A 13,609-nucleotide genomic window follows, 5' to 3' on the forward strand; every position below is an offset into this window, starting at 1 on the left:
TATCGTCGCGGCATGACGGCACTCGCGACCTCCTACACGGCCTCCCTGCCCGGCTGGCTCATCGCCGACCTGGACGCCCTGCCGACGGCTCTGCCCTCGGCCGAGGAGCAGATGCGCCTGGTGAACGAGCTCGCCGACCGCAACTGGCGCGCGGGCAACGGCGGCCCCTTCGCCGCGATCGTGGTCGACGAGTCGACGGGCGCGCTGGTGTCCGTCGGCGTCAACGTCGTGCTCGAATCCGGCGTCACCTCGGCCCACGCCGAGGTCATGGCGCTCGCGCTCGCCCAGCGCGCCCTCGGACGGTGGGACCTCGGCGCGGGCGGCGCCCGCCTGACGCTCGTGGTCAACTGGCGCCCGTGCGTGCAGTGCTACGGGGCCACGATGTGGAGCGGTGTGCGCTCTCTCGTCGTCGCGGGCGAGGGCGACCTCCTGGAGGAGCTCACCGGCTTCGACGAGGGCCCGATGGTCGACGACTGGGCCGCGCAGTTCGAGCGGCGCGGCATCCGGGTGCGCACCGGCGTCGGCTACGACGACGCCGTCGCCGTCTACCGGGCCTACGGCGCGAGCGACGCGGTGGTCTACAACGCCCGCGGCGCCGTCGAGGTCTGACCCGCGCGCCGTCAGCGCGGCAGGCTCACACCGCGCTCGGCCGCGTACTCCTGGACCGCGGCCACGAACGCGGCGCGGCGCGCCGGGGTCAGCCAGGACGCCTCGAAGGAGTTGATCGCCAGCTGGGTGAGGTCGGCCTCGGTGAGCCCCGCCTGCTGCGCGAGCGCGACGTAGTTCTCCGCGACGTACGCGCCGAAGTAGGCCGGGTCGTCGGAGTTGATCGTCACGCGCACGCCCTCCCGCAGCAGCGTCACGATCTCGTCGGCCTTCATCTGGGCGGTCACGAACGAGTTCGACACGGGACAGCACGTGAAGCCGAGGCCGCGCTCCTTCGCGAGCGCGATGAGCTCCGGGTCCTCGACGATGTTGGTGCCGTGGTCGATGCGGTCGACGCGGATGTCGCGGAGCACCTCGCGGATGTTGTCGATCGAGCCGACCTGGTCGATGTCGCAGTGCATCGTCAGGAAGAAGCCCTCGGCCTTCGCCCGCGCGAAGACGGCGGCGAACTTCGACGGCGGGTTGTCGCGCTCGTCGGAGTCGAGCCCGACGCCCACGATCCACTGCTTGTAGGGGAGCGCCTCCATGAGGGTCGCCATGGCGAACTCGGCGGAGAAGTCGCGCAGGAAGCAGAGGATCAGCTCGGCGGAGATGCCCAGCTCGTCCTGAGCCCGCACGGCGGCGCGGCGGTAGCCGCCGATGACGGCGGAGAAGGGCACGCCGCGGCTGGTGTGCGCCTGCGGGTCGAAGAACATCTCGGCGTGGACGACGCCCTGCTCCTTCGCGCGCAGCAGGTACGCCCAGGCCAGGTCGTGGAAGTCGTCCGCCGTCTGCAGCACCTCCATCGCCGGGTAGTAGACGGCGAGGAAGCTCGTCAGGTCGGTGAAGTCGTAGGTGGCGCGCACCTCGGCGACGCTCGTCTCGGCGAGGCGGATGCCGTTGCGTTCGGCGAGCGCGAACTTCAGCTCGGGCTCGAGCGTGCCTTCGAGGTGGAGGTGGAGCTCTGCTTTGGGCAGGCCGAAGGCGAACTCGGCGAGGTCGGACATCGTGGACCTTTCGGGGCGGGGGATCAGGCGCGGTCGGACATGCCCATGCGGGCGAGGAGGACCGCCTCCAGGATATGGACGAGGTTGTACAGCAGCAGCGCCGCGACGGTGATCACCGCGACCGACGACCACAGGGCGGAGAACTGCGCGGCGGCGATGTAGCCGCCGAACGCGCCGCCGATGCCGCCGCCGACGGCGAGCCACTCGGCCAGCAGCGCCCCGGTGATGGCGCCGGGCACCGAGATGCGCACCGCCGCGAGCAGCGAGGGCAGCGCACTGGGCAGCGCGACCTTGCGCAGCGTCGTCCACGACGATCCGCCGTAGACCTCGACGAGGTCGTTCATGTGCGCCGGCGCGGACTTCAGGCCGAAGGCGATCGTGACGAGAGCGGGAAAGAGCACGACGATGCCGCCGAGCACCGCGATCGTCGCGAAGTCGCGGGCGAAGATCAAGATGATGACGGGGGCCATCGCGATCAGCGGCACCGATCGCAGCAGCATCGCGAGCGGCATCAGGGCGTGCTCGACGCCCGCGCTCAGCTGGAACAGCGCGGCGACCAGGATCGCCACGAGCAGCCCGGCGACGAAGCCGATCGCGGCGTGGCCGAGCGACACCCACAGCTGGCCGAAGACGGTGGCGCGGTTGGCCTCCGCGGCGGGAACGGTGAAGAGGTAGTTCCACACGTCGAGCGGTCCCTTGCCGACGTACGGGCTCACCCGGAACGCCCACAGCGCACCGGCCCACAGCACGAGCACGGTCACGACCGTCAGCACGAGGGTGAGCACGCTCGACCCCAGCGCGCGCAATGCGCCCGTGCCGCTCATCGGCGCGCTCCCTTCGCCCAGGGCGCCACGAGGCGGGCCACGAGGCCGAGCAGCGCGTAGCCGACCAGGGCGACGGCGCCCGAGACGAGGGCGAGCGCCCAGACGCGCGGGGCGTCGAGCGCCTGCTGCGCGGCGATCATCGCCGGCCCCACACCGAGCTCCACCTTGCCGAAGAACTCGCCGAGCACGGCGCCGAGGAAGGCCGCCGGCACGGCGATCTGCAAAGCGTTGAGCACGGACGGCAGCGCCGCGATCAGCCGGATCTTCCGCAGCTGCGTCAGCCGGGATCCGCCGTAGACGGCGACCACGTCGAGGCTGGCCCGGTCGGCGGCCTTGAGGCCGAGCAGCGCGCCGACGACGGTCGTGAAGAAGACCGCGAGGGCGGCGAGGAAGGATGCCGTCCCCGACGGCTCGCCCGGCTTGGGCACCGGGATGATGACCACGAGCAGCATGCCGATCGCGACGATCGGGATGCAGTAGGTGATGATCGCGAGCTGCATCACCACGCCCTCCAGGCGCGGCACCACGAGCACGAGGGCGGAGAGCAGCAGCGCGAGGCCGTTGCCCCACAGATACCCGGTTCCCGCCTCACTGATCGTGACGGAGAAGTTGCGGGCGAAGTACGACCATCCGCTGTCCACGATCTCGGCGACGACCTGCGGTGGGGTGGGGATGGCCTGGACCCCGCCCGGGCCGACGCGCGCGAACACGGTGGCGGCGAGCACCCACCACAGCAGGATGATCCCGACGCCGCCCAGCACGCCCGTGAGCCAGGCCGGGAGGCGGACGGGGCGGCGGGTGAGGCCGCGCGTCATCGCCTGGTCAGTGGTCATCGGCCGCGGCGCCTCCCGCGCCGAACAGCAGCTCGGATGCCCGGTCGACGTAGGCGTGGAACTCCGGCGTGCGCATCATCTCGGGCAGCCGCGGACGCGGCAGGTCGATCTCCATGACCTCCTTGACGCGACCCGGCCGCGGGCTCATCACCGCCACCTGATCGGAGAGGAAGATCGCCTCGGAGATGCCGTGCGTCACCATGAGGGTGGTCGCCGGCTTCTCGGTCCAGATGCGCAGGAGCTCGAGGTTCAGCTTCTGCCGCGTCATGTCGTCGAGGGCCCCGAAGGGCTCGTCGAACAGCAGCACCGACGGCTTCATGATGAGCGAGCGCGCGATCGACACGCGCTGACGCATGCCGCCCGACAGCTGCGCCGGCTTCGCCTTCTCGAAGCCCTTGAGCCCGACCAGCTCGATCATCTCGCGCACGTAGTCGCGGTCGACGGGACGGCCCGCCACCTCGAACGGGAGCTGGATGTTGGACTGCACGCTGCGCCAGGGCAGCAGCGCCGAGTCCTGGAACGCGATGCCCAGCTCCCCCGCCTTGCGCAGCTCCTTCGGGCTCTTGCCGTCGACGCGCGTCGTTCCGCTCGTGGGCTCCTCCAGCCCCGCGAGGATGCGCAGGATCGTGGACTTGCCGCAACCGGACGGCCCGAGCAGCGACAGGAACGATCCCTGATCGGTGTGCAGATCGGCATCCTGCAACGCCACCACCTGCGTGCGACCGACCGTGAAGGTCTTGTTGAGTGCGGTGATCTGCAGACCGGTGCCCGGGCTCATCGCCTGGGCACCGGTCCGGGTGGCCGTGTCGGTCACGAAAGCTCCGTCGTCCCCGGCCTCAGCCCGCGTACGCGACGAGGCTCGGGTCCTCGGCGTAGACCTCGGAGAGGAGGCTGAGGTCGAACAGGTCGGATGCCTTGAGCGTGATGCCGGCGCCGGCGAGGCTCTCGATCGTCATGCTCTGGAGCTTGTCGGAGATGGTGAACAGGCCGTTGGCAACGGTCTCGTCCGAGACGACGAGCTCGTTCTGCGCCTTCGATCCGGCGAGCGTCTTGGCGGGGTCGAGCCCGAGGTCGGCGCCGTACGTCGACATGGCCAGGTCGGCACCCTCCTGCGGGTCGGCGAGCGCATCCTTCCAGCCGCGGATCTCGGCCTTGAGGAACGCCTTGAGCATCTCGCGCTTGTTGGCGATGGTGTCGTCCGTCGCCGCGACGGTCTCCGCGACGAAGGGGAGGCCGTTCTCGGCGAACGGGAGGTTGGTGGTCGCGATGCCCTTCATCTCCAGCGTGATCGCCTCGTTCGTGAGGTACGCGACGAAGCCGTCGACCTCGCCGTTGACCAGCGGTGCCGGGTCGTACTGGACGGGGACGATCGTCAGCTCGGAGGGGTCGATGCCGTTCGCGCTCAGCAGCGCCTTGAACAGCGACGCGTTGGAGTCCTGCACGCCGATCTTCTTGCCCTTCAGGTCGGCGGGGGTCGAGATGTTGCCGCCGCTCTTGAGCGAGAGGATCGTGAAGGGGTTCTTCTGGAACGTCGCGCCGATGATCTTGACCGGCGCCCCCTCGTTCGCGACGGCTGCGCCGACCGACACCGAGTCGCTGAGGGCGACCGTGGCCGTGCCGCTGGCGAGCTCCGCCACACCGGTGGACGGACCGGGGACGAGGTTCACCGAGGAGAACCCGGCCTCCTTGTAGTACCCCTTGCTGTCGGCGATGTACTCGCCGGCGAACTCCTCGTTCTTGATCCAGCTCAGCTGCACCGTCAGGTCGCCGTAGTCGGCCGCGGCCGACGCGGACGGGTCGGACGACGACGCCGACGAGGAGGAGCAGCCGACGAGGGCGGCGACGGCGAGGGCGGTGCCCGCAAGGGCGGCGGCGGCGCGGCGAGCGCGTCGCGAGGAAAGGATGCTCATGTGCTGTGATCTCCGTGTTCTTGACGGTTCTCTTCGGGGCGAGGACCTCGTGCGCCACCGGCGCGACTGCAAGCGACGCTAGGAGATGCACGTTTCGCGGACATCGGGGGTCTGTTTCGGGGCGGTTACGCCTCCGTCGGACGACGGTCGACATCGCGCCCGTGCCAGAGGTCGGCGCACTCCACCGTCTCCGCGCCGTGCGCGCGCAGGTAGCCGCCGGCGCCGCGGTCGGCACGCAGCGACGCCCCCAGCGGGCCCCAGTGGTCACGGCCGATGAGCACGGGATGCCCGGGAGCGCCGGCGTAGCGCGCCCGGCGGAGACTGCTCGGCCCGGCATCCCGCATCACCCGACGGCAGGCGGATGCCGGGAGCTCCGGGACGTCGACCGGCACCAGCAGCGCGGCCGCGGCGGCGGTCCCGGCGGCCGCGTCGAGGCCGGCCCGGACGGAGGCCGACAGCCCCTCGCGCCACCGCGGGGCGCGGACGACGACGGCCTCGGAGGGCACGTGGACGGCGGCGTCGTCGGCCGCGGCGCCCAGCACCACGAGCACCGGGTCGCACCCGGCGGCCCGGAGCGTCCGCACCGCGCGGGCCAGCCACGGCTCGCCCGCGGCGTCGCGCGCGAGCGCCTTCGGCCCGCCGAAGCGGGTGCCCGCACCCGCCGCGAGCACGATGGCGCAGACGGTCACAGACGCGCCATCGGAGCCCGCGGCACCGCGCAGATCACCGTGCGCGGCGCTCCGGGCTGCTCGCGCGTCGGCGGCGCCGGGTCGGTGCCGCCGTGGATCGCACCGGCGAGGGTCGAGAGCGCAGCTCCCGACCCCCCGTGACGGTCGGCGACGATCTCGGCCAGGATCGACAGCGCCGTCTCGTCGGCCGAGACGGCGCCGAGGTCGAGGCCGATCGGAGAGCGCAGGCGCGCGAGATCGCGGTCGCCGACACCGGCCTCGCGCAGCCGCCGCATCCGGTCGTCGTGCGTGCGCCGGCTGCCCATCGCACCGACGTAGTCGGCACCGGAGGCGAGCGCGACGCGCAGCGCGGGAACGTCGAGGCGCGGGTCGTGGCTGAGCACGCAGATCGCGGTCGGGCCTTCGAGACTCTGCGTCGCGAGGTAGCGGTCGGGCCAGTCGACCACGACATCGGCTCCCGGGAAGCGGTCGACGCTCGCGAAGACCTCCCGCGGGTCGACGACCACGACGCGGTGGCCGAGGGCGGCGCCCAGCCGGGCGAGCGCGACGGCGAACTCGACGGCGCCGACCACGATGAGCCGTGGCCGCGCGCCGACCTCGACGACGACCGCGTCGGCATCCGTACCGGCGTCGCCGTCCTCGTCCCCGGCCTCGATGACGAATCCCGCGCCGGTGAGCGGCCCCGACGTGACGAGACGGAACCGGGTCGGGATGCCGCGGGCATCCCGTTCGGCCAGCAGCGCCAGCTGCGCCGCCGCCGCACCGGCCGGCGGAACCGGGCGCACGAGGACGTCCACCGCCCCGCCGCAGGTCAGGCCGATCGCGAGGCCCTCGCCGTCGCTGTAGCCGAAGGTCTCGACCGAGGCGTCACCGGTCGCGATCGCCTCCAGAGCGCGCTCGTAGACGGCGCCCTCGACGCAGCCGCCGGACACGTTGCCGAACACCCCGGCCGCCGAGACGATCATGCTCGAGCCGACCGGACGCGGCGCGCTGCCCGACGTGCCGACGACCGTGGCGATCGCGAACGCTCGCCCCTCGCGCACCCATCGGGCCGCCGGGGACAGGATCTCGCGCATGGCCGCCACGCTAACCACCGCTCGTTGCGGGCCTGTTGCGGGCGCGTGAAACACGGGCGAAACGGCGCTCTGTTTCACTCGATCACCATCGGGCCCGCGCAGGCGAACGCGCCGCGCACCCATCGAACGAGTAACGGAGCAGCACCATGGACATCACCACCGTCCGCGCGTTCCGCCTCGCGCACACCCGCGACGACCTCGTGCTCGCGCCCGGAGAGGTCGTCATCGCGGGCGGCACGTGGCTGATGAGCGAGCCGCAGCCGGGGGTGACCGGCTTCGTCGACCTGACCGGGATGGGCTGGCCCGACATCGAAGTCGCCGCGGACGGCCTGCGCATCGGAGCCACCTGCACGATTGCGCGTCTCGTGGCCTTCGCCGCGGAGGCACCGATCGAGTGGACCGCCGCGTCCCTGATCCCGGATGCCGCGAATGCCCTCCTCGCCTCGTTCAAGATCTGGAACACCGCCACCGTCGGCGGGAACGTCTGCCGGGCGTTCGCCGCCGGCGCGATGGTGTCGCTGTGCGTCGCCCTCGACGGTGTCGCCGAGATCTGGAGCGGGGCGGGCGATCGCGAGCTGCCGGTCGCGGAGCTGGTCACCGGCAACGGGACGACGGCGCTCGCTCCCGGTGAGGTGCTGCGCAGCATCCGCCTGCCGGCCGCCGCGCTGCGCTCGCGCGCCGCGCTGCGCAAGATCGCCCTCGCCGAGCACGGGCGCTCGGGTGCCGTCGTCACGGGCCGCGTCGACCCCGACGGCACGAGCGTCTTCACCGTCACGGCGGCCACGTGGCGCCCGACCGTGCTGCGCTTCCCCGCCGTGCCGGATGCCGCGGTCCTCGCCGCGGCGGTCCACGGCGCCGCGGGCTACTACACCGACCCCCTCGGGTCGGCGGACTGGCGCCGCGGCGTCAGCGCCGTGCTCGCCGAGGAGATCCGGAGGGAGCTGACATGAGGTGGACCGTCGACGGCGCCGAGAGGGATGCCGACCCCCGCCCCGGCCAGTGCCTGCGCACGCTGCTGCGCGAGACGGGGCACACGCAGGTCAAGAAGGGCTGCGACGCCGGCGACTGCGGCGCCTGCACGGTGCTGCTGGACGGCGAGCCGGTGCACTCCTGCCTCATCCCCGCGGTCCGGGTCGAGGGACGCGCCGTGACGACGGCGGCGGGGCTCGCACCCGGCGACGAGCTGCACCCCGTGCAGGAGGCGCTCGCCTCCGGTTTCGGCTTCCAGTGCGGGTTCTGCACGCCGGGCATGAGCGTGACGGCCTCCACCCTGTGCGCGTCGGATCTCGACGACCTCGACCGACGCATGAAGGGCAATCTCTGCCGCTGCACCGGCTACCGTCCGATCCGCGAGGCGATCATGACGGCCGTCCGCGAGACCGGACCGTCGCGCCGCGAGCGGGTCGTCGCTCCGCCGGAGGTGCCGCTCGTGGGGCGCTCGGTACCGCCGGAGGCCGGGCCGCGGCTGACGCAGGGACGCGAGCCCTTCACCTTCGACCTCGAGCCCGGTCATCCGGCGACCGACGCGCTGGTGCTGCGGCTGGTCACGAGCCCGCACGCGCACGCGCGGATCACCGGGATCGACGTCTCCGCGGCTCGCGCCGTTCCGGGCGTCGTGGCCGTCCTGACGCACCGGGACGTGCCCGACGTGCGCTACTCCACGGGTCGGCACGAGCACCGCACCGACGACCCCGACGACACGCGCATGCTCGACGACGTCGTCCGCCACATCGGCCAGCGGGTCGCCGCGGTGGTCGCCGAGACCGCCGAGGCCGCCGACGAGGCGTGCCGGCTCGTCCGCGTCGACTACGCGCCGCTGCCCGCCGTGTTCGATCCCGACGAGGCGCGACGACCCGGCGCCCCGCTGCTGCACCCCGAGCGCACGCCCGACGACCGCGTCGACGAGGCGGGACGCAACGTCATCGCGAGCGTGCACACCGGCCCCGACGTCACCGCGGCCCTCCGCGCGAGCGCCGTGACCGTCAGCGGCACCTGGCAGACCTCGCGCGTGAGCCACGCGCAGCTCGAGACCCACGGGTCGGTCGGCTGGATCGATGACGAGGGTCGCCTCGTCATCCGCTCCTCCACGCAGGTGCCGTTCCTCACGCGCGACGAGCTCGCCCGCATCCTCGGGCTCGACCGCGACCGCGTGCGGGTGCACGCCGCGCGCCTGGGCGGGGGCTTCGGCGGCAAGCAGGAGCTGTTCACCGAAGACCTCGTCGCCCTCGCGGTGCTGCGCACGGGCCGGCCGGTCGCGTTCGAGTTCACGCGCGCGGACGAGTTCCAACGCGCCGCCGTGCGGCATCCGATGCGGGTGAGCGTCACGCTGGGCGCCGACGACGAGGGCCTGCTCACAGCCATGGCGATCGACGTGCTGAGCGACACGGGCGCCTACGGCAACCATTCCCGCGGCGTGATGTTCCACTCGCTCGCCGAGTCCACGACGATCTACCGGGTGCCGCTCAAGCGACTGGACGCCGAGGTCGTCTACACGAACAACGTCCCCTCCGGCGCCTTCCGCGGCTACGGGCTCGGGCAGATCGTGCTCGGCGTGGAGTCGGCCATGGACATGCTGTCCGAGCGGCTCGGCATCGACCCGTTCGAGCTGCGGCGCCGCAATGCCGTGACGCCGGAGGACGATCCGGAGCACGACGACCTCGTCTGGGGCAGCTATGGGTTCGATCAGTGCCTCGACCTCGCCGAGTCGGCGCTGCGGCGCGGCAACGGGGCCGAGGCGCCCGCGGGCTGGCTCGTCGGCGAGGGCGTCGCCGCCGCGATGATCGCCACGATGGCGCCTTTCGGCCACATCGCGCACACGAGCGCGACGCTGCGCGCCGACGGCACCTACCTGGTGCGCGCCGGGACGGCGGAGTTCGGCAACGGCACGACGACCGTGCTGCGCCAGATCGCCGCGACCGACCTCGCCGCCGATCCCGCCCGGATCGCCCTGTGGCACGCCGACACCGACGCGGTCGCGCACGACACCGGCGCGTTCGCCTCCGCCGGCATCACCGTCGCCGGCAAGGCGCTGCACGCCGCGTGCCTCGCCCTGGCGGCGCGACTGCGCGACGACGCGGCGGCGCTGACCGGCACGGATGCCGCCCACGCCCGACTCATGCCCGACGGCGTATACACACCCGCACGAGTGGTGTCTTTCGCCGAGCTGACGGCGGACGGCGAGATCTCGGCCGACGGCAGCGAGGCCGGCGAGCAGCGCTCGCTCGCCTTCAACGTGCACGCCGTGCGCGTCGCGGTCGATCCGCGGACGGGCGTCGTCCGCATCCTCCAGTCGATCCAGTCGGCGGATGCCGGATTCGTGATGAACCCCGCGCAGTGCCGCGGCCAGATCGAGGGCGGCGTCGCGCAGGGGATCGGCAGTGCGCTCTACGAGGAGGTCATGGTCGACGAGGGCAAGGTCGTCACCCCGGTCTTCCGGCTCTACCGCGTGCCCCAGTTCGGCGACGTACCCGAGACCGAGGTCTACTTCGCCGACACCGCCGACGAGCTCGGACCCTTCGGGGCGAAGTCGATGAGCGAGTCGCCGTACAACCCGGTCGCGCCCGCGATCGGCAACGCGATCGCCCGCGCGCTCGGCGCCCGCCCGTACGTCCAGCCGTTCCGCCGCGACCGCGTCTGGCGCCTGGCGTCGCCGCACCGCGACGCCTGACCCGGCCGGGGTGGGGCGGGTCGGGGGTGGGGCTGGTCTGGGTCGGGGCGGGGCTGGGTGGGGCTGGGCGGCGACCCGAACTGCAAGGCCCCGCGACCGACACGCCGACCCCAGGACCACGGATGCGGCGTGTCGCCCAGCACCCCTTGCAGTTGGGTCGAGCTGAGTCGGGCATGGCGGCGGCCGCTAGGCGCACCTGAGCAGCGTCGCCGATCCCCTACTGCCGCGCACCCCCCTCGCAGCCCGAACTGCAAGTCCCCGCGACCGACACGCCGCCCTCAGGCCCGCGGATGCGGCGTGTCGCCCAGCATCCCTTGCAGTTGGGTTGACCTGAGTCGGGCATGGCGGCGGCCGCTAGGCGCACCTGAGCGGCGTCGCTGAATCCCCTACTGCCGCGCGCCCCCCTCGCAGCCCGAACTGCAACTCCCCGCGACCGACACGCCGCCCTCAGGCCCGCGGATGCGGCGTGTCGCCCAGCATCCCCTTGCAGTTGGGGTGGGCTGAGTGTGGCGAGGACCGCGGGCGGGCGAGTAGCGGGCGGGCAAACTCGGGGCCCTGTCCAGGCCCCGGCTCCCGCGGTCCGGCCGGCCCGCGCGCGCCTGTGCAATCCGAACTGCCCTGTGCAACCCGAACTGCAAGGCCCCGCGACCGACACGCCCGCCCCAGACTCATGGATGCGGCGTGTCGCCCAGCATCCCTTGCAATTGGGTCGAGCTGGGTCGAGCTGGGGCGAGCTGGGGCGGACTGGGTCGAGCTGGGGCGGGCAGCGGCAGCGGGCAGCGAGCAAGGGCCACGCCCGACGGGGCAGGGCGACCGCGCCCGGCGGGGTCAGTGCGGGTGGCCGCGCAGCGGGAGGACGGCCGCGGGCAGCTCGTGCACCTTCGCCGACGCCTCCTCGGCGAGCGGATTGGTCGAGACCCCGTCCGCGTTGACGAGACGCCCGCCGACGTAGACGGCCTTGAGGTTTCGCGGACTCATCGCCAGCACGTACGAGCGCACGGGATGCCAGAGCGGTCCGACGTCGGGGCGGCGCGGGTCGACCACCACGAAGTCGGCGAACTTGCCGACCTCGAGCGAACCGACCCGATCGGCGACGCCCATGATCTCCGCGGAGCCCAGGGTGTGCAGGCGCAGCATCCGCTCGGGCATCATCGACAGCGGGTCCTTCGTGCGCGCCCGTTGCGCGTAGATGCCGATGCGCATGTTCTGCCAGGGGTCGCTCACGTCGGTGCACGCCTGGTCGTCGAGGCCGACGCCGACCTTCATCCCCATCTCGAGCATTTCGGGTACGAGCGCGGTCCCCGACGCGAGGCGCCCGTTGGATGCCGGTTGCCACGACATCGCCGCACCTCCGGCGACCGACTCCGCGATGATCTCGGGGGTCGTCTGGATGAAGTGGCCGAACACGAGCCCGAGCTCGAGGGCGCCGGCATCCCGGTAGAGCGCGAACTTGGACTGCTGGTGCTCGACGGCCTCCGGCGACTCCAGGAAGTGGGCCTGGTTGGTGACCCCGAACCGGCGCATCGCCTCGACCTCGAACGCGGCCGCATCCGGATGCGGCGACCACTGCACCTGACCCATGATCGACGAGCCGAGGGCGAAGTCGGCATCGAACGTGCGGGTGTGGGCGACCTCCGCGGCGAAGCGGTCGAAGACCTCCTCGGGGGTGCCGGCGGTGACGTCCATGCCGGCGGCATCCACGAAACGGATGCCGGCGTCGCGGGTGCCGTCGGCCTGACGCCAGTGGTACTCGAGGCCCCGCAGGCCCGCGGTGCCGGTGCGCTTGCCGTCGACCATCGGCTCCCAGGCCTGCAGCGGGTCGGTGAAGTTGTACGCCGTCGTGACCCCGTTCGACAGGAAGTCGAGCGAGCCGTGCAGCGTCGCCCAGTAGAGCTGGTCGGCGGTCATGTGCGCGGTGGTGCCGAGCATCGCGTCGCACCAGCCGTAGAGGGTGTCGGCGACGCCGAGCCCGCGCAGGCCGCTCGTGAACAGATGCGAGTGGCTCGACACGAACCCCGGCGCGACGAAGGCTCCCGCGACGTCGAGCGTCTCGTCCGCGATCGTCCCGAGGGGCGGCGTGCCCGCACCGAGCGCGGCGATGCGGCCGTCGTCGCCCACCAGCATCCAGCCGTCCTCGATGTAGCCCGGGTCATCCGTGCCGGCGGGGACGGTGATCAGACGGGCGTGCGTGACGAGGAGCGACATGCTCTGCACGCTAATCAGGCCATGTTTCCGACCTGTCACGGCACGGAAACACCCGTGCACGGCCCGGAAACACGGGCGGATTAGCGTCTGTGCATGTCGCGATTCACGGTCACGGTCTTCTGCGGATCCTCCCCGGGCTTCGACCCGGTCTACGTCGAGGCGGCCCGCGCCGTCGGCACGGCGATCGGACGCTCCGGCATGGCGCTCGTCTACGGCGGCGGCCACGTCGGACTGATGGGCACGGTCGCGGATGCCGCCCTCGCGGCCGGCGCGGAGGTCACCGGGGTGATCCCGCGGTCGCTGCAGGCGCGCGAAGCCGTCAACGAGGACCTGACCGAGCTGATCCTCGTCGACACGATGCACGAGCGGAAGATGCTCATGGCCGACCGCGCCGATGCCTTCCTGGCGCTTCCCGGCGGACCGGGGACCCTCGAAGAGCTCACCGAGCAGTGGACGTGGGCGCAGCTCGGCATCCACGACAAGCCGGTGGGGCTGCTCAACGTCGACGGGTACTTCGACCCGCTGCTCGCGTTCGTCGCCAACATGCGCGACCGCGGCTTCACCCACCCCCGCTACACCGACATGCTCGTCGTCGCGACCGAGGCCACCGAGGCGCTCGCGCGCCTGCGCGACTACGTACCCCCGGCGCGCACCGCGGCCTCGCCTGGCGCCGAGATGACCGGTGCCCTGTCGCTGCCCGTGCGTCCCTAGCGCTTCCGGCGGCATCCGGCTCGGAGCGAGAAACCACTCTCG

At 72.4% G+C, this 13,609-nt stretch carries 12 protein-coding genes; 4 read left to right on the forward strand and 8 right to left on the reverse strand.

Going from position 1 to position 13,609, the window contains the following annotated elements; all coding sequences use genetic code 11:
* Positions 1-12: 12 nt before the first annotated feature.
* The gene (locus tag AC6CQV_RS13650) at positions 13-609 is read left to right on the forward strand and encodes a nucleoside deaminase (protein WP_240191153.1); all 597 of its coding nucleotides are present in this window, start codon (positions 13-15) and stop codon (positions 607-609) included.
* A gap of 11 nt (positions 610-620) precedes the next feature.
* On the opposite strand, the gene add is transcribed toward AC6CQV_RS13650, so the two are convergent.
* The 7 genes from add to AC6CQV_RS13685 form a co-directional block, all read right to left on the reverse strand.
* A complete protein-coding gene (gene add / locus AC6CQV_RS13655; protein ID WP_498259740.1) occupies positions 621-1,652 on the reverse strand; it encodes an adenosine deaminase in 1,032 nt (343 codons plus the stop codon).
* 23 nt (positions 1,653-1,675) lie between these two features.
* Positions 1,676-2,476, reverse strand: coding sequence for an ABC transporter permease (locus AC6CQV_RS13660; protein ID WP_060960770.1), 801 nt, complete (start codon positions 2,474-2,476; stop codon positions 1,676-1,678).
* On the reverse strand, positions 2,473-3,309 hold the full coding sequence (locus tag AC6CQV_RS13665; RefSeq protein WP_498259741.1) for an ABC transporter permease: 837 nt from the start codon (positions 3,307-3,309) through the stop codon (positions 2,473-2,475). Before AC6CQV_RS13665 ends, AC6CQV_RS13660 begins: the two co-directional genes overlap by 4 nt.
* Positions 3,299-4,087, reverse strand: coding sequence for an ABC transporter ATP-binding protein (locus AC6CQV_RS13670; protein WP_060960779.1), 789 nt, complete (start codon positions 4,085-4,087; stop codon positions 3,299-3,301). Before AC6CQV_RS13670 ends, AC6CQV_RS13665 begins: the two co-directional genes overlap by 11 nt.
* 58 nt (positions 4,088-4,145) lie before the next feature.
* The gene (locus AC6CQV_RS13675) at positions 4,146-5,219 is read right to left on the reverse strand and encodes an ABC transporter substrate-binding protein (protein ID WP_101305302.1); all 1,074 of its coding nucleotides are present in this window, start codon (positions 5,217-5,219) and stop codon (positions 4,146-4,148) included.
* 125 nt (positions 5,220-5,344) lie between these two features.
* Complete coding sequence (locus AC6CQV_RS13680; protein WP_498259742.1) at positions 5,345-5,908, reverse strand: nucleotidyltransferase family protein; 564 nt, start codon at positions 5,906-5,908, stop codon at positions 5,345-5,347.
* Positions 5,905-6,984: an XdhC family protein gene (locus AC6CQV_RS13685; RefSeq protein ID WP_498259743.1), complete on the reverse strand. Its 1,080-nt coding sequence runs from the start codon at positions 6,982-6,984 to the stop codon at positions 5,905-5,907. The genes AC6CQV_RS13680 and AC6CQV_RS13685 overlap by 4 nt, the downstream gene beginning before the upstream one ends.
* A 146-nt stretch (positions 6,985-7,130) precedes the next feature.
* Between AC6CQV_RS13685 and AC6CQV_RS13690 the strand changes: the two genes are divergently transcribed.
* Positions 7,131-7,934, forward strand: a complete 804-nt coding sequence (locus AC6CQV_RS13690) for an FAD binding domain-containing protein (protein ID WP_498259744.1) — start codon at positions 7,131-7,133, stop codon at positions 7,932-7,934.
* Positions 7,931-10,651, forward strand: a complete 2,721-nt coding sequence (locus tag AC6CQV_RS13695; protein ID WP_498259745.1) for a molybdopterin-dependent oxidoreductase — start codon at positions 7,931-7,933, stop codon at positions 10,649-10,651. The genes AC6CQV_RS13690 and AC6CQV_RS13695 overlap by 4 nt, the downstream gene beginning before the upstream one ends.
* An 828-nt stretch (positions 10,652-11,479) precedes the next feature.
* On the opposite strand, the gene AC6CQV_RS13700 is transcribed toward AC6CQV_RS13695, so the two are convergent.
* Positions 11,480-12,856, reverse strand: a complete 1,377-nt coding sequence (locus AC6CQV_RS13700; protein WP_191009367.1) for an amidohydrolase family protein — start codon at positions 12,854-12,856, stop codon at positions 11,480-11,482.
* A gap of 93 nt (positions 12,857-12,949) precedes the next feature.
* Here AC6CQV_RS13700 and AC6CQV_RS13705 point away from each other — a divergent pair, with 93 nt between their 5' ends.
* Entirely contained in the window at positions 12,950-13,567 is a 618-nt protein-coding gene (locus tag AC6CQV_RS13705) for an LOG family protein (RefSeq protein ID WP_498259746.1), read from the forward strand.
* Positions 13,568-13,609: the final 42 nt, after the last annotated feature.

It is taken from the genome of Microbacterium sp. EG9 (genome assembly GCF_059759475.1).

Bases quoted from the DNA above. Each gene is read 5' to 3' on its own strand.
- AC6CQV_RS13685 (WP_498259743.1), bottom strand. From the start codon at position 6,984: ATGCGCGAGATCCTGTCCCCGGCGGCCCGATGGGTGCGCGAGGGGCGA.
- AC6CQV_RS13675 (WP_101305302.1), bottom strand. From the start codon at position 5,219: ATGAGCATCCTTTCCTCGCGACGCGCTCGCCGCGCCGCCGCCGCCCTT.
- AC6CQV_RS13650 (WP_240191153.1), top strand. From the start codon at position 13: ATGACGGCACTCGCGACCTCCTACACGGCCTCCCTGCCCGGCTGGCTC.
- AC6CQV_RS13690 (WP_498259744.1), top strand. From the start codon at position 7,131: ATGGACATCACCACCGTCCGCGCGTTCCGCCTCGCGCACACCCGCGAC.
- add (WP_498259740.1), bottom strand. From the start codon at position 1,652: ATGTCCGACCTCGCCGAGTTCGCCTTCGGCCTGCCCAAAGCAGAGCTC.
- AC6CQV_RS13700 (WP_191009367.1), bottom strand. From the start codon at position 12,856: ATGTCGCTCCTCGTCACGCACGCCCGTCTGATCACCGTCCCCGCCGGC.
- AC6CQV_RS13660 (WP_060960770.1), bottom strand. From the start codon at position 2,476: ATGAGCGGCACGGGCGCATTGCGCGCGCTGGGGTCGAGCGTGCTCACC.
- AC6CQV_RS13705 (WP_498259746.1), top strand. From the start codon at position 12,950: ATGTCGCGATTCACGGTCACGGTCTTCTGCGGATCCTCCCCGGGCTTC.
- AC6CQV_RS13695 (WP_498259745.1), top strand. From the start codon at position 7,931: ATGAGGTGGACCGTCGACGGCGCCGAGAGGGATGCCGACCCCCGCCCC.
- AC6CQV_RS13665 (WP_498259741.1), bottom strand. From the start codon at position 3,309: ATGACCACTGACCAGGCGATGACGCGCGGCCTCACCCGCCGCCCCGTC.
- AC6CQV_RS13670 (WP_060960779.1), bottom strand. From the start codon at position 4,087: ATGAGCCCGGGCACCGGTCTGCAGATCACCGCACTCAACAAGACCTTC.